Origin of the sequence: Streptomyces sp. NPDC059917 (assembly GCF_042730635.1) — a bacterium.
Lineage (GTDB): Bacteria > Actinomycetota > Actinomycetes > Streptomycetales > Streptomycetaceae > Streptomyces.
Genome location: NZ_JBHWLC010000008.1, coordinates 18,438 through 35,924, shown reverse-complemented (window position 1 = coordinate 35,924; position 17,487 = coordinate 18,438). Strand labels below are relative to the sequence as shown.

Below are 17,487 nucleotides of genomic sequence, written 5' to 3'. Positions count from 1 at the left end.
TGAGTCCTCGAAGGTCTCGGCTGCGGGGGGAGGGAAGAGGGGGCCGGAAGCGGCGCGGGCGGGCCGTGCCGCGGGCCCTCAGGTGACGGTCGGGCGCTGCTGGAACTCCGGGACCCGGTGGGCGGACGTCGTCACGATGTCGCGCAGCTCCCGTACGGCGTGCAGTACGTCCGTGTGCGTGAGGTAGAGCGCGTTGAAGCCGAAGCGCAGCAGGTCGGGGGCCCGCATGTCGCCGATGACGCCGCGCGCGGTGAGGGCGGCGACCAGCGGGTACGCCTGCGGGTGGCGCAGCGCGACCTGGCTGCCGCGGCGCGCGGGGTCGCGCGGGGTGGCCATGGTGAAGCCGAGGCCGTCGAGGAGCGCGTCGGCGCATTCCTGGAAGAAGCCCGTCAGGGACAGGCTCTTGGTGCGCACGGCCGCCATGTCGACCCCGTCGTAGGCGGTGAGCGCAGCTTCCAGGGCGATCAGCGAGAGCAGCGGCGGGGTGCCGATGCGGGCGCGGGTGATGCCGGGTGCCGGGGCGTACGTACCGGACATCGCGAAGGGCTGCGCATGCCCGTGCCAGCCGGTGACGGGGTGGTCGAAGTCCTCCTGGTGCCGGTGGGCCAGGTAGGCGAAGGCGGGGGCGCCGGGTCCGCCGGAGAGGTACTTGTAGCCGCAGCCCACCGCGAAGTCGGCGCCGATGGCGTCGAGTTCGATGGGCAGCGCGCCGGCGGCGTGGCAGAGGTCCCAGTGGACGAGCGCCCCGGCCGCGTGGGCGGCGGCGGTGAGGGCCGCCATGTCGTACAGCTCGCCGGTGCGGTAGTCGACGGGGGCGTAGGCGGCGACGGCGACCCGGTCGCCCTCGGCGGCCAGCACCCCGGCGGCCTCCCGGGCGGGGACCCGGCGGACCTCGAGGCCGAGCAGCCGGCCGACGGAGTCGGCGACGTACTGGTCGGTGGGGAAGTGGTCGGGGTCGGTCAGCAGCAGGCGGCGGCCGGGGCGCATGCGGGCCGCGGCGAGCAGGGTGTTGAAGAGCTGGACGCTGGTCGAGTCGCCGACGACGACCTGACCGGGGGCTGCGCCAACCAGGCGGCCGATGGCGTCGCCGGTGCGGACGGGGGCGTCCCACCAGCCGTTGGCGTTCCAGGAGCGGATCAGGTCGGTGCCCCACTGGCGGTGCAGGGCGTCCTCGACCGCGGCGGGGACGGCGGTGGGCAGGGCGCCCAGGGAGTTTCCGTCGAGGTAGACGACGTGCTCGGGAAGGGCGAAGCGGTCGCGCACGTGGGCGATCGGATCGGCGGAGTCCAGCTCGGCGGCGCGCTGTTTCAACATGCGGGTACGTCCTCCGTACAGGAAGGGGTGGCGGTGGCCGGGCCGGTTTCCCGGCGCAGGTCGAGCGCGATGTCGGTGAGCAGGTCCTCCTGGCCGCCGACGAGCCTGCGGCGGCCCGCCTCGACGAGCAGGTCGCGGGTGTCCAGGCCGTGGCGGGCGGCGGTGGTCTCGGCGTGCCGCAGGAAGCTGGAGTAGACCCCGGCGTAGCCGAGCGTCAGCGTCTCGCGGTCGACGCGCACGGGCCGGTCCTGGGTGGGGCGTACGAGGTTCTCGGCGGCGTCGGTCAGCGGGAAGAGGTCGCAGCCGTGCTCCCAGCCCAGCAGGTCGAAGACGGCGACGACCGGTTCCAGCGGGGCGTTCCCGGCTCCGGCGCCCTGTCCGGCGAGCGAGGCGTCGACCCGGTGGGCGCCGGCCTCGACGGCGACGATGCTGTTGGCGACGCCGAGGCCGAGGTTGTGGTGGGCGTGGATGCCGATCTCGGTGCCCGGTTCGAGGACGTCGCGGTAGGCGCGGACCCGGTCGCGGACCCCGTCCATGGTGAGGCGGCCGCCGGAGTCGGTGACGTACACGCAGTGCGCGCCGTACGACTCCATCAGCCGTGCCTGGACGGCGAGTTCGGCGGGTTCGGCGAGGTGGGACATCATCAGGAAGCCGGCGACGTCCATGCCCAGCTCGCGGGCGAGCCCGATGTGCTGGGCGGAGATGTCGGCCTCGGTGCAGTGGGTGGCCACGCGTACGGAGGTGACGCCGAGGGCGTGGGCGCGGCGCAGGTCCGCCGCGGTGCCGATGCCGGGCAGCAGGAGCGTGGTGAGGCGGGCGCGGTGCAGGACGTCGGCGGCCGCCTCCAGCCATTCCCAGTCGGTGTGGGCGCCGGGTCCGTAGGTGACGGAGGAGCCCGACAGGCCGTCGCCGTGGGCGACTTCGACGGCGTCGACACCGGCCGCGTCGAGCGCGGCGGCGATGGCACGGACCTGGTCGACGGTGTAGCGGTGGGAGACGGCGTGCATGCCGTCGCGCAGGGTCACGTCCTGGACGTAGACGCGGGTCATCGGGCCGGGCTCCGTTCGGCCAGGCGCTCGGCGGTGCGCAGCGCGGCGGCGGTCATGATGTCGAGGTTCCCGGCGTAGGCGGGCAGGTGGTGGGCGGCGCCCTCGACCTCCAGGTAGACCGAGACCAGGAGACGGCCCCCACCGGCGAGCCCGACCAGGGGGTCGTCGGCGGCCAGGGTGCGGAACTGGGGCTGCTGCTTGAGTCGGTAGCCGGGGACGTAGGCGGCGACGGACGCGGCCATCTCGCGCACGGAGTCGGCGACGCGGTCGGTGTCGCAGTCGTCGACGACGCAGTGCACGGTGTCGCGCATGAGGAGCGGTGGTTCGGCCGGGTTGAGCACGATGATGGCCTTGCCGCGGGTCGCGCCGCCGACCTGTTCGATGGCGCGGGCGGTGGTGACCGTGAACTCGTCGATGTTGGCCCGGGTGCCGGGTCCCGCGGAGCGCGAGGCGATGGAGGCGACGATCTCGGCGTAGTGGACCCGGGCGACGCGGGAGACGGCGGCGACGACGGGGATGGTGGCCTGGCCGCCGCAGGTGACCATGTTGACGTTCGCGGCGTCCAGGTGCTCGTCGAGGTTGACCGGCGGGACGACGTAGGGGCCGATGGCCGCGGGGGTCAGGTCGATGAGCGTCTTGCCGTGGGGCGCGAGGGCGGCGGCGTTGGCGCGGTGGGCAGCGGCGGAGGTGGCGTCGAAGACGATGTCGATGTCGTCGAAACCGTCCAGGGCGATCAGGCCCTTCACCCCGTCGGCGCTGGTGGGGACGCCGAAGCGGCGGGCCCGGGCGAGTCCTGCGGAGTCGGGGTCGATGCCGATCATCGCGGCGGCGGTGACCACGCCCCGGCCGCGGATCAGCTTGACGAGCAGATCGGTGCCGATGTTTCCGGAGCCGATGACGGCGGCCTTCATCGGGCGGCCTCCTTCTCCATGTCGTGGTCGTGGTCGTGGCCGTGGTCGGGCGCGGTGCGGCCCGGGGCGCGGCCCCGGACGCTGTCCCCCACCAGGTCCTCCAGCCCGAAGAACCGGACGGCGTTGCCGCCCAGCACGGCCTCCTTCTCGTCCGCGGTCAGCCCGCTCTCGCGCACCAGCCGACCGATGTCCTCCTCGCCCAGGGGGAAGGGGTGGTCCGAGCCGAGCAGCACCCGCTCCGCACCCATCACGTCCACCAGCAGGCGCAGCGCACCCGGGTCGAAGACGGCCGAATCGACGGAGAACCGGTCGGTGTAGGCGGACGGCGGGCGCGGACTGTCGGCGCGCACCAGGTCCCGGCGGCGCCAGGCGTTGTCGGCGCGGCCGAGCAGGTACGGGAAGCTGCCGCCGCCGTGCGCGAACAGCAGCCGCAGCGAGGCGGGCAGCCGCTCGAAGGCGCCGGAGAGGATCAGCGACAGGATCGTCAGGTGGGTCTCGGCCGCCATCCCGGCGAGCCAGGCGAGCATGTAGCGGGAGAACCGCGGTCCGGTGGGCAGGTCCCAGGGGTGCACCAGGACGGCGGCGTCCTCGTCGGCGCAGTGCGCGAGGAACTCCACCAGCGCGCCGTGGTCCAGGTCGCGGTCGCCGAGGTGATTGCCGATGTGGACGCCGCGGAAGCCCTGGCGCATCGCCTCGGAGAGCGTGGCGCAGGCCGCCTCCGTGTCCTGCAGCGGCACCTGGCACAGGGGCGCAAGCCGTTCGGGAGCGTACGAACTGTAGTCGAGCAGGGACGAGTTGACGGCCGCGCACCAGTCGACGGCTCGGTCGGCGGGCAGCGAGTAGCCGAACATGAGCGGGGTGCTGGACAGCACCTGCACCGCCACCCCGAGGCGGTCGAGGTCCGCGACGCGGGCGGCGGGGTCCCACAGCGTGCGCCGCACCGGCCGGTACTCGTCGGCGCCGGCCATCATCATCCCGGCGTCCGGGCCGTCGGAGGTGCGCAGCCAGGGGGCCTCGTCGGACCCGGTGAGGCTCCGCGACCGGGCGCGGGTGATCTCCGGGAAGACGTGGGCGTGGATGTCGACGACGGTCATGCGTGCGCCCCGTCCCGACGGGTCCGCGGGCGCATCGCCTCGGGCCATTCCTTGCCGGGGTGCACGGCCCCGCAGTTGCCGCAGGTGCGGGCGGCCTCGTCGGCGTAGAAGGCCTCGAAGAGCGGCGGCAGGTCGTCGACGATCGAGGTCAGCTGCACCTCGCTGCGGTGCACCAGGTGGTGGCATCGCGTGCAGTACCACTCGAAGGCGTCGCGGCTGCCCTGCGGGCGGGCGAACTCGACGACCATGCCGATGCTGCCCTCCTCCGGGCGCTGCGGCGAGTGCCGTACGTGCGGCGGCAGCAGGAAGACGTCGCCCTGGCGGATGTGTATGTCGCGCGGGGGTTTGCCCTCCTCGTCCATGACCCGCAGCACCATGTCGCCCTGCAACTGGTAGAAGAACTCCGCGATCGGGTCGTCGTGGAAGTCCGTGCGCCGGTTGGGGCCGCCGACGATGGTCACCATCAGGTCGGCGTCCTGCCAGATCTGGACGTTGCCGACGGGCGGTTCGAGGAGGTGGCGGTGTTCCTCGATCCAGGCGTGGAGGTTGAACGGGGTCGCGCTCATGCGTGCAGCTCCTGCGGAAGGTGGGCGATGGCACTGATCTCGATCAGCAGGTGGGGGTGCGGGAGTTGGTGGACGGCGACGGTGGTGCGCGCCGGTCCGTCCGCGTCGAAGTACTCCGCGTAGACCTCGTTGTAGCCACCGAAGTCGTTCATGTTCACGAGGTACGTGGTGACGGACACCAGGTCGGCGAGGCCGCCCCCGGCGGCGCCGAGCAGGGCGCCGATGTTCTCGATGACGGCGCGGGTCTGGGCGCGGACGTCCAGGTCGGTGACGCCCATCGGGTCGGCGCTCGCGCCGACGAAGGTGCCGTCGGGACGGCGCGAGCTGGTGCCGGAGACGTAGACGAGGTCGCCGGCCCGGCGCAGGTGGGGGAAGCGGCCACGGGGCTCCGCGGCACCGGGGACGATCATGCGGTCTCCCTCCGGGTGGTGCGGGGGGCCGGGTCCGGGACCGGCGCCGTGGCGAACTGGACGCTGCCGAGGGTGGCGACCGTGGCGCGTACGTGGGTTCCGGGCGGCAGCGGTACGGCGGCCGTCGCCGCTCCGGCGAGGACGACGGTCCCGGCGGGCAGCTCCCCGGCGAGCCGGGCGGCGGCGGCCAGGGCCCGCAGCGGGTGCCCCAGGATCGCGGCGGTGGAACCGGTCTGGGCCGGGCGTCCGTCGATCTCCAGCAGCACGCCGAGGTTGGCCAGGCCACCGGGGTGCGTCAACTCGCCCGCGGCGGTCCAGGGGCCCACGGCGTAGCCGGCGGCGGAGGTGTTGTCGGCGATGACCTCGGGCAGGGAGAAGGCGAAGCCGTCGTACCGCGAGTCGATGACCTCCAGGGCCGGGGCCACCGCGGCGACCGCTGCCACCGGGTCCCCGCCGGGGACGAGGGTGTCCCCGAGCAGGAAGGCGACCTCGGGTTCGACGCGCGGATGGATCAGACCCGAGACGTCGTAGCGGCCGCCGTCGGTGATGCGCATCCGGTCGGTGATCCGGCCGTGGATCAGGTCGGACACCCCCATCTGCCGCATCTTGGCGAGGCTGGTGAAACCGAGCTTGAAGCCCGTGATCCGCTCGCCGCGCGCCGTCATCCGGGCCACCAGCGCCCGCTGGACGGCGTACGCCTCGTCGGTGGTGGCGAGCCCGGTGCCGCCGCCGGGGAGCGTGCGGGCGTCGAGGGCGGCGGTGTCGAGGCGTTCGGCGAGGGCGGCGACGTCGAGGCCGGTGGGGGTCGGGTTCATCGGGCCTCCCCCGCCGGTGCCCGCATCGGGTCGGCCCCGAAGGCCGCGCGGACCGAGCCGAGACCCTCGATGCGCGCTTCGAGCACGTCGCCGGGGGCGACGGCCGCCATGGGACCGAGCGCGCCGGTCAGCACGGTGTCCCCCGCTCGCAGCGGACGTCCCAGGCGTACGAGCGTGTCGGCGAGCCAGACCGCGGCGTGCAGCGGGTTCCCGAGGCACGCGGCGCCCGCCCCGGTGGAGACGGGCTCGCCGCGCCGCTCCAGGACCATGCCGGCCGTGCGCAGGTCGAGGTCGCGCAGCCGTACGGGCCGGGTGCCGAGGACGTAGGCGCCGCTGGAGGCGTTGTCGGCGATGGTGTCGACGGCGGTGATGTCCCAGTCGCGGATGCGGCTGCCGACGATCTCGATGGCGGGCAGCGCGAAGGCGGTGGCCCGGATGACGTCGGCGACGGTGTGCCGCTCGTGGTCCAGGTCGCCTTCCAGGACGAGGGCGACCTCGGCTTCCGCCTTGGGCTGGAGCACGGCGCCCCAGGGCAGGTCGGCGCCGTCGGGGACGGCGGTGTCGTCGAGCAGGGCGCCGAAGTCCGGGGTGTCCACGCCGAGCTGGGCCTGTACGGCGGCCGATGTCAGGCCGATCTTCCAGCCGGTGATGCGGCGGCCCTCGGCGAGGCGGCGGTCGGTGAGCAGGGACTGGACGGCGTAGGCGCCGTCCAGGTCGCCGCTCGGCAGGACGTCACGGACGGGGGCGCAGGGCACCCCGGTGCGGCGCGCCCGGTCGAGGAGCTCGGCGGCCCGCGTCACGGCGGCCGTCCGGTCCAGGGCCACGGGGGCATGGGTCACGGGGTCGTGGGTCACGGGGGCATGGGCCACAGGGTCGTGGGTCACGGGGTCGTGGGTCACAGTTTCACGCACACGTTCATCGGCTCGGAGAAGAAGTCGAGGGAGTGGTCGCCGCCCTCGCGCCCGATCCCGGAGGCCTTCACGCCGCCGAACGGGGTGCGCAGGTCGCGCAGGTTCCAGGTGTTGACCCAGGCGATGCCCACCTCCAGGGCGGGGGCGACCCGGTGGGCGCGGGTCAGATCGTCCGTCCACACCGTGGCGGCCAGGCCGTACGGGCCCGCGTTGGCCAGGGCGAGCGCCTGCGCCTCGGTGTCGAAGGGCGCCAGGTGGACGACGGGGCCGAAGATCTCCTCGCGCACCGCCGGGTGGTCCTCGGGCAGTCCGGTCAGCACGGTCGGCTCGACGTGGAAACCGCCGTCGCGCTCGTCGCCGAAGCGCGGCGCGCCGCCTCCCGCGAGGACCTCGCCGTCGGCGGCCGCCTTGGCCAGGTGACCCAGCACCTTGTCCCGGTGGGCGGCGGAGATCATCGGCCCGTAGCCGCCGAGCGCCCGCGCCCCGGCGGCGAGCCGCTCGGCGAACTCGTCGAAGACCGGGGCCTCGACGTACAGCCGCTCGGTGCACAGGCACACCTGGCCGCTGTGGGTGAAGGCGGAGCGGAGCGTACCCGCGACGGCCCGGTCCAGGTCCGCGTCGGCGAAGACCAGCCCCGCGTTCTTGCCGCCCAGCTCGAAGGAGACCGGTGCGAGGCGGGCCGCGGCGGCGCGCATGATGGTGGTGCCGGTGCCGGACTCGCCGGTGAAGGCGATCGCGTCCACGCCGGGGTGCTCGGTGAGCCACTGACCTGCGGCGTCGGCGCCCGGGCCGTGCACGAGGTTGAAGACCCCGGCGGGTAGTTCGGCCTCGGCGGTCACCTCGGCCAGCAGACAGGCCGTGCCGGGCGTGAGCTCGGAGGGCTTGGCCACCACCGTGTTGCCCATGGCCAGGGCCGGGGCGACCTTCCAGGTGAGCAGCAGCAGCGGCAGGTTCCACGGCGAGATCACGGCGACCACGCCGAGCGGCTTGCGCACGGTGTAGTTCAGCGCGCCCCGCCCGTCGGGGGTCGTGGTGTGCCAGGACCGCTCGGCGCGCCCGGCGAGGAGCTCGGCGTACGCGCGGAAGTTGGCGACGGCCCGCGGGATGTCGACGGCGGCCGCCAGCTCGCGGGGCTTTCCGGTGTCGGCGCACTCCGCGGCGACGAACTCCTCGAACCGCCGCTCGATGCCGTCGGCGATGCGGTGCAGTGCTCGGGCCCGGTCGGCGGGGCTCCACGCACCCCACGGCCCGCGCAGCGCCTCCCGGGCGGCGCGCACCGCGCGGTCGACCACCTCGACGGGGGCCGAGGGCACCTCGCCGACGGTGCGCCCGTTGACCGGGTCGACGAGCGGGAACGGATCGCCCGACGCGTCGAACCCGCCTCCCACGTAATGCCGCACAGGTGCGCTCACCTTGCAGACCTCCCCTAGCAGGTCGGGGCCTTCGGTTCTGGACCCCGGATCGTGCGGACATCATGCGCCGACATCGGTATGCCTAACCAATGCCAAATCATGTGGTTCCCATAGCGGTTCGGATATGGAAGGGTCAGATGCGGCCTGCAAAACCGCCGGGAACCGGCCAGCGCTCCGCCCGGACACGGCGCGTACGGCGGAGAGACCACGGCGGACAGAACCCTCTGGAAGGAGCGGCCCCGATGGACCTGCTGGACGGCCGGTTGAAGTTCCGGCACCTGACGCTCCTGGTCGCGATCGTGCAGCACGGGGGCGTGGCGCGGGCGGCGCAGGCGCTGCACCTCACGCAGCCCGCCGCCACCCGCACCCTGCGGGAACTGGAGGCCATCGCCGACCTGCCGTTGTTCGTGCGCGAGCCGCGCGGCATGCGCGCCACCGTCTACGGGGAGGCGCTGACCGGACACGCGCGGGCGGTGATCACGGAGGTCCGCCGGGCCGGTGAGCACCTGGAGGGCCTGCGGCAGGGCCACGAGGGCACGGTGACGGTGGGGACGTTGCTCGCCGGTGCGAACGTCCTGCTCCCCCGGGCCATCGCCCGCCTGAAGCAGGAGCGCCCCCGGCTGACCGTGGTCGTGCGCGAGGGAACCGTCGATGTGCTCCATCCCGCTCTGCTGGGCGGCGAGTTGGACGTCATCGTGGGTCGGGTGGGCCCGGCGCCGAAGGAGGGCGAGCGGCTGCACCAGCGGATGCTGTACCGGGAGCGGATCATGCTGGCGGTCCGTGCCGGACACCCCCTCCTGGCCCCGCGGCCCCCGGCGGGGACGGAGCCCGAGCCGCTCACGCTGCCGGACGCGCTGGCGTACCCGTGGATCCTGCCGGTGGAACAGACCGCGCTGCGGCAGGAACTGGAGGCCCTGTTCGTGGAGCAGGGCCTGGCGCTCCCGGTGGACCGGGTGGAGTGCACGTCGATCCTGACGATGCGCGCCCTGCTGCTCCAGACGACCATGGTGGCGCTGCTGCCCGAGCTGGTGCTGCGCGACGACGAACGCCTGGCGGCCCTACCGGTCGACCTCCCCTCGGTGAGCCGGACGGTGGGCACGACGGAAGCCTCGCACCGCACCCGCACCCCCGCCCTCCAGGCCCTCCTCCAACACCTGGACGAGGAGGCCGCCCACCTGGTCGGCCCACCCACCTGAGGCCCGGGGAATTCCTCGGTGACGACTCCGACGACATTTGGTGACCCGCCAGTGGTGCGGACGCGCGGTGAGCGGGGTGTGCCCGCACCGTCCATCTCGCCCGCACCTCAAGTGGTTTGTCCGCCTCACCCCATACGTCACTCTCCAAGTCCCGTGCCGCTTTTGAAGATTTTGTGAACGACCCAACCGCGACCCCGATGTGATCATCTTCCCGGCCGAGTCCGTCGCCGCCCCGAAGCGACGGCTCGCGATCGAGGAGGTCCGCATCCCCCATGAGGCTGCCCCACAAACGCCGCGCGGATGGCACCGACGGTACGGACGCCACTGGTCACGACGAGCGAACGGCAGGTCCGGACCGAGCGGATCGCACGGACCGCACCGACCGCACCGACCGCACCGGGCGCCCGCCGGGCCGAGCGGAGAGACGCAGGTCGGCCCGTAGGAAGGTCGGGCGCCGGCTCATCGACTTCCCCCGGCGCGGGCGGCGCGGCTGGCGGCGCTGGACGCCCTCCTGGAAGCTCGTCTGCGGCCTGTTCCTCTTCTTCGTCGCGGCCCTCACCGGCCTCTTCGTCACCGTCTACATACAGGTCGAGATACCGGACCCGCACGATTCGGCGAGCCGCCAGGCCACCGTCTACTACTGGGCGGACGGCAGCCGGATGGTGAGCGTCGGCAATGTGAACCGGCAGGACGTGAAGCTCGCCCAGGTTCCCGACTCCGTCCAGGGCGCCGTCATCGCGGCGGAGAACGCGGACTTCTACAGCGACTCGGGCGTCTCGGTGACGGGCATCGGCCGCGCCGCCGTCAACATCTTCAAGGGCCAGGAGACCCAGGGCGGCTCCACCATCACCCAGCAGTACGTGAAGAACACCTACCTGAGCCAGGACCAGACCGTCACGCGCAAGGTCAAGGAACTCTTCCTCTCCCTCAAGGTCAGCAACCAGCGGCCCAAGACCGAGATCCTGGAGGGATACCTCAACACCTCCTGGTTCGGCCGCGACGCGTACGGCGTCCAGGCGGCCGCGTACGCCTACTACGGCATCCCCGCCAAGGACCTGAACCCGAGCCAGGGCGCGCTGCTGGCAGCGGTGCTCAAGGGTGCGGAGAGCTTCGACCCCTCCCTCAGCGCCGACAACCACCAGCGCGCCGCGGACCGCTGGAGCTGGATCCTGGACCGCCAGGTCACCACGGGTTCGATGAGTGCCGAGGAACGCGCGAAGTACACGCAGTTCCCCGAGCCGAAGCCCCGCGTCAAGCCGACCAGCCAGGCGGGGCAGACCGGTTACCTCGTCGACATCGCCAACAAGTACATCAAGAGCCGCAGCGGGATCACGGACAAGGACCTGGCCGGTGGCGGCTACAACGTCCACACCACCTTCGAGAAGGACAAGGTGCTGGCGCTGACCAAGGCCGTCGAACAAGTGCGCACGGAGCGTCTCGACCCGAAGAAGCGGCCGGAGGACGAGTACGTCCAGGTCGGCGCCGCCTCGATACGCCCCAAGGACGGGGCGGTCGTCGCGGTGTACGGCGGCTCCGACGCGATCGAGCACTTCACCAACAACGCGGACACCTCGGGCGTTCCGGCGGCCTCGGCGTTCAAACCCTTCGTGTACGCGGCCGCCCTGGAGGAGGAGTCCACCGGCAGGAACCGCCCCACCGCCACGGCGGGCACCCTTCCCCCCAGGCCCGAACCGGCGGGGGCGGCGTCGGCGTCGTCCGCGGCCCTTCACGCGGCGCTGGTCAACTCCGACCACACGCCGTTCGTGGAGACCGGCAAGAAGATCGGGCTGAAGACGGTCAAGGAGGTGGCCGTCGCGTCGGGGCTGCGCGAGGAGAGCATGGCCAAGCTGGAGCCGACGTTCTCCATCGGCACCTCCACCCCCAGCGCCGTCCGGCTGGCCAGCGCCTACACGACCTTCGTCAACCAGGGCCGGGCCGCCGACCCCTACTCGGTGACCAAGGTCGAGCGGGGCGGCGTCGTGGTGGACGCCGGCTTCGGTCCGGGCAAGCCGCGGCGGGCGATCAGCGCCGACACGGCCGCGGCCGTCAGCTCGGCGCTGCGCCAGGTGAGCTGGACCACCCTCGGACCGCCCAAGGACGCGCGCACCTTCGTCCCGTCCTGGGCGGGCAGGACCGGTCCGAACGACCGCATGAACTCCGCCTGGTTCATCGGCGCGACGCCGGACCTGAGCACCTCGGTCGCGATGTTCCGCACGAAGCCCGACGTCCCGCAGCTGCTGCCGATGCAGGGCGTGGGCGGCCCCGATTCCGAGCGGGGCAGCGCCTTCCCGCCGCTGATCTGGAAGGCCTACAACGAGGCCGTCACGCCCGCGCGGCCGTAGCCGGAGCCGTAGGCCGTACCCACAGGTCCGGCGGACGCTTCGCCCTTGGGCCGGATGCCGCCGCGTACGGCCCCCTTCGGGTGAACGGACCGGCTCGGGCCGAACCGTACTGCGGCCCCGTGCCGAAGAGGGGGTGCGGGCCGGTACCGGGCCGCTGGCGCCCGGGCGCCACTGGAGCAACAAGGAGAGCCCTCATGTCTCGTCTTCTGAAGAGCGCAGCCCTCGCGATCGCCGTCGGCATGGCCGTCGTCGGTGGAGCGACCGCGGCGTCGGCCGACGCGGGCGCCTCGGCCGTGGCCGCCAACTCTCCGGGCCTCCTGTCGGGCAACGTGATCCAGGTCCCGATCCACATCCCGATCAACGTCTGCGGCAACAGCATCAACGTGCTCGGCCTCCTCAACCCCGCCGGCGGCAGCACCTGCATCAACAAGTGACGCCCCCGGCCTGACCCCGGCCCGGGGCGGAACTGCCGCAAACTCCTCCTCCGGGACCGATGAGTTCGGGCGGTGGCGGCGGTCATACCCGAGAAAGCCACGACAGCCGACCGGGGAGACCTCACATGTCCAGCACCGCCGCCACCACGCCCGCCACGACCACCACCGCCGCCGCTACCGGCACCCCCTCGGCCACGAAGTCCGGCAAGGCCGTCGTCCGGGTGGTCTGGACGCTGCGGATCCTGCTCGCGCTCTTCTTCGCCCTGGCCAGCGCGCTGCCCAAGCTGCTGGCGCTCCCCGCCGCGGCCACCGTCTTCGACTCCATCGGCGTGGGCCACTGGTTCATGTACCTGACCGGACTGGTGGAGCTGGCCGGAGCGGTCGGGCTGCTGGTCCGCCGACTGACCGGACCGGCCGCCACGGCCCTGATCGTCTTCTTGGTGTTCGCCTTCGTCACCCAGCTCACCGCCATGCACGGCGAGAACGCCGGGACCCCGTTCCTGTTCATGGTGCCGCTGGCCGTCATCGCCTGGAACCGGCGCGCCGAGACCGTCGAGCTGCTCGGCCGACTGCGCTGATCCGCTGCGCGCGGGGCCCGTCACACGCCCTGGGACGCGCCCTCCCGTACGGGAGCCCCGGGTGCCGGAGGAACGGGAGCGGCGTCCCGGGCGGCGGCGTCCAGCGCCGCTTCGACCCGCCGGTTGTTGGTCATGGACGCCGTGACGACCGTCATCGCCAGGAGCATCGCGGCCGCGGCGTAGAGCGGGGTGCGGAGGTCGAAGGCGGTGGCGAGCCAGCCGCCGAGGAAGGCACCCATGGGGGCGGCGCACATGGACAGCATGCGGGAGGTGGAGGCGACCCGCCCCATGAGGTGGGCCGGTACGATCGCCTGCCGCAGGGAGGGGCCGAGCACCATGGTGGCGCCCATGCCGGCCCCGCAGACCGCGAGCGCCAGCCCGGCGACGTACGCGTTCGGGGCGGCGGCCAGGCCCAGGATCGCGAGCCCTTCGACGGTGGCCGTGCAGGTCAGTGCGGTGCCGGTGCCCAGTCGTCGGCCCAGGTAGGAGGCGATGGCGGCGCCGAGCAGGCCGCCGGTGGCCTCCGCCGTGAGGAGCAGGCCGAAGCCGAAGGTGTCGACGCCGAGCCGGTCGTGGGCGAAGAGGGCCAGTACGGTCTCCACGGCGAGGAAGGCGACGTTCCCGACGGCCGGGCGCAGCGCGAGCCCGAGCAGCAGCCGGTCCCGGAAGACGTACGAGGCCCCCGCCCGCGCCTGCCGGAGCAGCGACTCGCGGACCTCCGGCGCGGGTCGGGGTACGGCGGGCAGCGTACGTACGAGCAGGGCGGAGACCATGAACGACACCGCGTCGGCGAGCAGCGGAACCGCCCGACCGAGCGCGAGCAGCGCACTGCCCGCGGGCGGACCGGCGAAGCCCGACATGGCCGTCTGGGCGCCGCGCAAGCGGGAGTTGGCGCGCTCCAGGAGTGCGGGGTCGCGCCGGAGCAGGTCCGGCAGGTAGGCGGTGGCGGCCGTGTCGAAGAAGAGTCCGCCGATGCCGAGGAGGAAGGCGACGGCCGCGAGCAGCGCGATGCTCAGCAGGTCGAGCGCCGCCGCCACCACGGGGATCACGAGCAGCACCGCCCGCGCCGCATCCGCGACCCACATCGTGCGTCGACGGTCCCAGCGGTCCACCAGCGCTCCGCCGAGCACGCCGAAGAGCAGCCACGGCAGCGTTCCGGCGGCCGTGACGACGGCGAGCGCCATCGGGTCCCGCGTCAAGGTCAGCGCGAGCAGGGGCAGGGCGGCGTGCATCACCCCGTCGCCGAGCGAGGACACCGTCTGCGCGGTCCAGAGCCGCCCGAACCCGGTCGGCAACTTCTTTGTTTCGGTGCTCACTTGGTGTCCTCCTCGGCCTGCTGGCGCGCCGCCGGGTGGAACAGCGCGAAGACGAGCGACGTGTCCGGGAGCGCCGGATCGGACAGCTCCCGGAACTCGTCCGCCAGGGCCTGCAAGCGCTCCCCCAGGTCCGCGAACTGCTCGTCGGTGAGCCGCAGGTGCGCCATCCGCACGTGCCGCTCACCGTCCGCGGGCGAGGCCTCCAGGTCGGCCACCGCGTGCCGCATCAGCAGGTCCGGGCCGCCTTCGCCCGGGTCCGGCAGCACGATCGACCGCGCGGCCATGGCGTAGTACCGCTCGGTGACCCCGCGGACCTTGCGCGTCCGGACGACCTTGACGAGGCCGGCGCGCTCAAGCAGCCGCACGTGATAGCTGGAACTCCCCTTCGCGAGGCCCACCCTCGCGGCGATCTGGGTGATCGTCGCCGGCTCGAAGCGGAGCACGGCCATGATCCGGTGGCGGGTGAGGTTGGAGACGGCGCGCAGCTGCTCGTCGGTGGTGACGTGGAACGTCTCGGGGACGTCATCGGTTGGCATGGGAGTAATGGTCAACGATTCTTGACCATTAAGCAAGGGCATATGCCGAGCGGGCGTTCGGGCGTGCCGGGCACCGACGTTCCCGCTGGTCGGCGGGCGGAACGGGAGGGGGACCCGGGGCGACTACACCCTTTGGCCTACCGCGCTTTGGGCCCTGCGGAGGACGATCTCGGGGCGCCGCCACGAGAGGGTTGATCCGTGCGAACAACCATCGGATACATCCTCGAAAGCATCGGCTACGTCGTAGGAGCCCAGGGGCTCATCGGCTTCGGGTCGCGAACCTTCTTCGACACGGAGTGGGGCTGGCTGCACAAGGTCGTCGACCTCCCGCCCGCCGCCTACCTCGGCATCGTCGCCGTGGGGCTGGTCCTCGTCGTCGTCGGGGTCAGGACACGAAGGACGCCCCGGCACCAGGAGACGGTCTGAGGACCGTCCCTCGATCGGCGGCTCGAGCGGCTCCCGGCCCCGCGCGCTGGACGACGGCCGGACGCGTGCTCCCCGTCGACGACGGCGCGCATGGCATCATCGGCCGCATGACTCACCTCCGTACAGGGAAGGGCGGCCACCGCCCCGTCCGATGAAGTGGCTGGACGAGGCCGTGGCCGCGGGGCACGTCACCGTGGCCGGCCACCCGTCCCGCATCGCGGTCATCGACGCGCTGCGCGCCGACCGCGCCGGTCCCGTATCCCTCCGACTGCTGCGACTCTCCTCCGCTGACGCCCCGTTCACGCGTCGCGCGGCCCTGGACCTCCTGTCGTGCGCCGAGGCCGGCAGCCCGTGGCCCGAGGCCGCCGCGGCCGCGCTCGCGCGGCTCGCCGACCCCGATGACGAGGTACGACGCCGAGCCGCGCACCTCGTCGTGCGGGCCGGTGGTCGGGACGCCGGGCTCCGGGCGCTCGGGGAACTCACCGACCCCGTGGTGCGCACCGTCCTCGCCGATCATCTCCAGGGTTCCCTCGCGCACCTGGGGGAGGACCCCCTTCCCTCCGTACGCTTCCTCGCCCGCCTGGAGGCCCTGCGCGTCGCTCCGGTACGCCAATGGCCGCCGCTCGACGGGGCGTTGCTCGCCGATGCCGGTGCGGCGGCGATCCACCTGGACGGTGTCGGGGGGCGCTGGGGCCGGGTCCTGTGCGGGCTGGGGCGCGAGCGGCACGTCCACGCGCTGACGGCGCGGCTCCTGCGCGACCCCGTCACCCGGGACATCGGCGCGGGCCTGGCCCGGGAGGCCTGTCACACCTGGCGGGCCGCCCCGGTCGCGCTCCTCCCGCTCCTCGTCCGTCACTGCGGACCGGACGTCAGCCCTGCCATGGCCGAAGCCCTCACCACCGCCTCCGTCTCGCGCGCCGCGATGCGTGCGCACGGCGCGCTGTTCGCCACGGTCGCCGTCACCCCGTATCCCCGGCCCCGCCACCTCTTCGGCAGTTCGAGCCCGCCGCAGGGGCCCGTGTACGACAGCGCCACCGCCGCCGCGATCCTGCGGGCCAAGCCCGTGGACACCGGTCGGCTCCGCCACGCCCCCGAACTCTTCGGAGCCTTGCTGGACGCGGGTCCGCTGAGCTTCCGCCAGGCTGCCCAGCTGTACAACCTGACGTTCAAACGGCCCGGGCGCCTCCAGGCGGTGTGCGCACCACTATGGCTGCGGCACGCCGGTCCCACCGCCGCGCCCCGCGTCCTCGCCCTCATGACACCGCACCTCGACGCCTACGGCATCGGCGAGTACTACGCGGAGGGACTGGCGCGCATGGGCCGCCGTGCGCTGCCCGCGCTGCCGTCGCTGACGGCACTGATCGAGCGACGTACCCGGATCCCGGTCAACGACTCCACCCGGGACGGCGAGACGATGCTCGACGAGAGCCTGCTCGCCGCCGCGCTCGCCGCCCGCCGCGCGATCCTCGCCGATGCCGCGCCCCGGCTCCCGCCGCCCACCCCCGAGCGGGCGTGAACCCGTGGGCGGGGTCAGCGGGCCAGGGAGATGGCGAAGGGGGCGAAGCCCTTCCGGCGCAGGACGTGGGGGACCACGAGGACCATGGCTTCGGTGGCGCGGGCCGTCGTGATGTCGCCGAGGTCCTCGATCTGTTCGGGACGCCAGCCCAGGTCCGCGAGGAGGTCGGTGACGGTCTTCTTCGCCTCGTCGTCATCGCCCGACAGGTAGGCGGTCGGTGGGGTGGTCAGGATCTCCGGAGCGGTCATGACCATGAACAGCATGGTGTTGAGGGTCTTGACGACCCGGGTGTCGGGGAGGGCGCTCTGGAGTTTCTCGGCGAGGCTGCTGCCGGGGTGGACGAGGTCGCCCGGGAGCCCGTCCTCGGCGTGGTGGGTGGCGTTGGAGACGTCGACGAGTATCTTGCCGGCCAGCTCGGTGCGCAGGTCGGCCAGGCGGTCGAGGGCGCTGTCGCCGGGGGTCGCGTTGATCACGAGGTCCGTGGTGCGGGCGGTGGTGCGCTGGTCGGCGAAGGAGATCCGCGGGGAGAGACCGGTGGCGCGGGCGGCGTTCTCCTTCGGGGTACGGCCGCCGAGCGTGACCTGGTGTCCGACCGCGGCGAGCTTGGTGGCGAGGTTGGCGCCGACCCGGCCGGTGCCGAGGATGCCGATGTGGGTCATGG

At 73.2% G+C, this 17,487-nt stretch carries 18 protein-coding genes; 6 read left to right on the top strand and 12 right to left on the bottom strand.

Annotated elements, in window-relative coordinates:
• Positions 1 to 78 precede the first annotated feature (78 nt).
• Genes kynU through ACFWAR_RS07020 form a run of 9 tightly spaced genes read right to left on the bottom strand, consistent with a single transcriptional unit; the run spans position 79 to position 8,470 of the window.
• Positions 79 to 1,314, bottom strand: coding sequence for a kynureninase (gene kynU, locus ACFWAR_RS07060; RefSeq protein WP_385773923.1), 1,236 nt, complete (start codon positions 1,312 to 1,314; stop codon positions 79 to 81).
• Positions 1,308 to 2,363 carry a 4-hydroxy-2-oxovalerate aldolase gene (dmpG, locus tag ACFWAR_RS07055; protein WP_385773921.1) on the bottom strand — a complete coding sequence of 352 codons (1,056 nt, stop codon included), beginning with the start codon at positions 2,361 to 2,363 and terminating at the stop codon, positions 1,308 to 1,310. The genes kynU and dmpG overlap by 7 nt, the downstream gene beginning before the upstream one ends.
• Entirely contained in the window at positions 2,360 to 3,274 is a 915-nt protein-coding gene (locus tag ACFWAR_RS07050) for an acetaldehyde dehydrogenase (acetylating) (RefSeq protein WP_385773919.1), read from the bottom strand. The genes dmpG and ACFWAR_RS07050 overlap by 4 nt, the downstream gene beginning before the upstream one ends.
• Complete coding sequence (locus tag ACFWAR_RS07045; protein WP_385773917.1) at positions 3,271 to 4,368, bottom strand: amidohydrolase family protein; 1,098 nt, start codon at positions 4,366 to 4,368, stop codon at positions 3,271 to 3,273. Before ACFWAR_RS07045 ends, ACFWAR_RS07050 begins: the two co-directional genes overlap by 4 nt.
• Entirely contained in the window at positions 4,365 to 4,934 is a 570-nt protein-coding gene (locus ACFWAR_RS07040; RefSeq protein ID WP_385773915.1) for a 3-hydroxyanthranilate 3,4-dioxygenase, read from the bottom strand. Before ACFWAR_RS07040 ends, ACFWAR_RS07045 begins: the two co-directional genes overlap by 4 nt.
• Positions 4,931 to 5,344 carry a RidA family protein gene (locus ACFWAR_RS07035; protein ID WP_385773913.1) on the bottom strand — a complete coding sequence of 138 codons (414 nt, stop codon included), beginning with the start codon at positions 5,342 to 5,344 and terminating at the stop codon, positions 4,931 to 4,933. Before ACFWAR_RS07035 ends, ACFWAR_RS07040 begins: the two co-directional genes overlap by 4 nt.
• Positions 5,341 to 6,159 carry a 2-keto-4-pentenoate hydratase gene (locus tag ACFWAR_RS07030; RefSeq protein WP_385773911.1) on the bottom strand — a complete coding sequence of 273 codons (819 nt, stop codon included), beginning with the start codon at positions 6,157 to 6,159 and terminating at the stop codon, positions 5,341 to 5,343. Before ACFWAR_RS07030 ends, ACFWAR_RS07035 begins: the two co-directional genes overlap by 4 nt.
• Positions 6,156 to 6,998, bottom strand: coding sequence for a 2-keto-4-pentenoate hydratase (locus tag ACFWAR_RS07025; protein WP_385773909.1), 843 nt, complete (start codon positions 6,996 to 6,998; stop codon positions 6,156 to 6,158). The genes ACFWAR_RS07030 and ACFWAR_RS07025 overlap by 4 nt, the downstream gene beginning before the upstream one ends.
• Before the next feature lie 56 nt (positions 6,999 to 7,054).
• A complete protein-coding gene (locus ACFWAR_RS07020) occupies positions 7,055 to 8,470 on the bottom strand; it encodes a 2-hydroxymuconic semialdehyde dehydrogenase (RefSeq protein ID WP_385773907.1) in 1,416 nt (471 codons plus the stop codon).
• 254 nt (positions 8,471 to 8,724) lie between these two features.
• Here ACFWAR_RS07020 and ACFWAR_RS07015 point away from each other — a divergent pair, with 254 nt between their 5' ends.
• The 4 genes from ACFWAR_RS07015 to ACFWAR_RS07000 all read left to right on the top strand — a co-directional run bounded on the left by ACFWAR_RS07015 (position 8,725) and on the right by ACFWAR_RS07000 (position 13,032).
• On the top strand, positions 8,725 to 9,678 hold the full coding sequence (locus tag ACFWAR_RS07015; RefSeq protein ID WP_385773905.1) for a LysR substrate-binding domain-containing protein: 954 nt from the start codon (positions 8,725 to 8,727) through the stop codon (positions 9,676 to 9,678).
• Between the two features lie 272 nt (positions 9,679 to 9,950).
• Positions 9,951 to 12,020 carry a transglycosylase domain-containing protein gene (locus ACFWAR_RS07010; protein WP_385773903.1) on the top strand — a complete coding sequence of 690 codons (2,070 nt, stop codon included), beginning with the start codon at positions 9,951 to 9,953 and terminating at the stop codon, positions 12,018 to 12,020.
• Between the two features lie 194 nt (positions 12,021 to 12,214).
• On the top strand, positions 12,215 to 12,454 hold the full coding sequence (locus tag ACFWAR_RS07005) for a chaplin (RefSeq protein ID WP_385773901.1): 240 nt from the start codon (positions 12,215 to 12,217) through the stop codon (positions 12,452 to 12,454).
• 125 nt (positions 12,455 to 12,579) lie between these two features.
• Entirely contained in the window at positions 12,580 to 13,032 is a 453-nt protein-coding gene (locus ACFWAR_RS07000; RefSeq protein WP_385773899.1) for a DoxX family protein, read from the top strand.
• A 20-nt stretch (positions 13,033 to 13,052) separates the two neighbouring features.
• Here ACFWAR_RS07000 and ACFWAR_RS06995 read toward each other — a convergent pair whose 3' ends face one another.
• The gene (locus tag ACFWAR_RS06995; RefSeq protein ID WP_385774153.1) at positions 13,053 to 14,327 is read right to left on the bottom strand and encodes an MFS transporter; all 1,275 of its coding nucleotides are present in this window, start codon (positions 14,325 to 14,327) and stop codon (positions 13,053 to 13,055) included.
• 17 nt (positions 14,328 to 14,344) lie between these two features.
• Positions 14,345 to 14,884, bottom strand: a complete 540-nt coding sequence (locus ACFWAR_RS06990; RefSeq protein ID WP_385773897.1) for an ArsR/SmtB family transcription factor — start codon at positions 14,882 to 14,884, stop codon at positions 14,345 to 14,347.
• A 198-nt stretch (positions 14,885 to 15,082) separates the two neighbouring features.
• Here ACFWAR_RS06990 and ACFWAR_RS06985 point away from each other — a divergent pair, with 198 nt between their 5' ends.
• Positions 15,083 to 15,310, top strand: a complete 228-nt coding sequence (locus tag ACFWAR_RS06985) for a hypothetical protein (RefSeq protein WP_385773895.1) — start codon at positions 15,083 to 15,085, stop codon at positions 15,308 to 15,310.
• 151 nt (positions 15,311 to 15,461) lie between these two features.
• Complete coding sequence (locus ACFWAR_RS06980; RefSeq protein WP_385773893.1) at positions 15,462 to 16,826, top strand: hypothetical protein; 1,365 nt, start codon at positions 15,462 to 15,464, stop codon at positions 16,824 to 16,826.
• A gap of 14 nt (positions 16,827 to 16,840) precedes the next feature.
• Here the strand turns inward: ACFWAR_RS06980 and ACFWAR_RS06975 are convergent, their stop codons facing one another.
• The gene (locus tag ACFWAR_RS06975) at positions 16,841 to 17,485 is read right to left on the bottom strand and encodes an NADPH-dependent F420 reductase (protein WP_385773891.1); all 645 of its coding nucleotides are present in this window, start codon (positions 17,483 to 17,485) and stop codon (positions 16,841 to 16,843) included.
• Positions 17,486 to 17,487 lie beyond the last annotated feature (2 nt).

Excerpts from the sequence above, each read along its gene's own strand:
- dmpG (WP_385773921.1), bottom strand. The coding sequence starts at position 2,363 with ATGACCCGCGTCTACGTCCAGGACGTGACCCTGCGCGACGGCATGCAC.
- ACFWAR_RS07030 (WP_385773911.1), bottom strand. The coding sequence starts at position 6,159 with ATGAACCCGACCCCCACCGGCCTCGACGTCGCCGCCCTCGCCGAACGC.
- ACFWAR_RS06975 (WP_385773891.1), bottom strand. The coding sequence starts at position 17,485 with ATGACCCACATCGGCATCCTCGGCACCGGCCGGGTCGGCGCCAACCTC.
- ACFWAR_RS07040 (WP_385773915.1), bottom strand. The coding sequence starts at position 4,934 with ATGAGCGCGACCCCGTTCAACCTCCACGCCTGGATCGAGGAACACCGC.
- ACFWAR_RS07035 (WP_385773913.1), bottom strand. The coding sequence starts at position 5,344 with ATGATCGTCCCCGGTGCCGCGGAGCCCCGTGGCCGCTTCCCCCACCTG.
- ACFWAR_RS07050 (WP_385773919.1), bottom strand. The coding sequence starts at position 3,274 with ATGAAGGCCGCCGTCATCGGCTCCGGAAACATCGGCACCGATCTGCTC.
- ACFWAR_RS07045 (WP_385773917.1), bottom strand. The coding sequence starts at position 4,368 with ATGACCGTCGTCGACATCCACGCCCACGTCTTCCCGGAGATCACCCGC.
- ACFWAR_RS06990 (WP_385773897.1), bottom strand. The coding sequence starts at position 14,884 with ATGCCAACCGATGACGTCCCCGAGACGTTCCACGTCACCACCGACGAG.
- ACFWAR_RS07010 (WP_385773903.1), top strand. The coding sequence starts at position 9,951 with ATGAGGCTGCCCCACAAACGCCGCGCGGATGGCACCGACGGTACGGAC.
- ACFWAR_RS07000 (WP_385773899.1), top strand. The coding sequence starts at position 12,580 with ATGTCCAGCACCGCCGCCACCACGCCCGCCACGACCACCACCGCCGCC.
- ACFWAR_RS07015 (WP_385773905.1), top strand. The coding sequence starts at position 8,725 with ATGGACCTGCTGGACGGCCGGTTGAAGTTCCGGCACCTGACGCTCCTG.
- ACFWAR_RS07005 (WP_385773901.1), top strand. The coding sequence starts at position 12,215 with ATGTCTCGTCTTCTGAAGAGCGCAGCCCTCGCGATCGCCGTCGGCATG.
- kynU (WP_385773923.1), bottom strand. The coding sequence starts at position 1,314 with ATGTTGAAACAGCGCGCCGCCGAGCTGGACTCCGCCGATCCGATCGCC.
- ACFWAR_RS06980 (WP_385773893.1), top strand. The coding sequence starts at position 15,462 with ATGAAGTGGCTGGACGAGGCCGTGGCCGCGGGGCACGTCACCGTGGCC.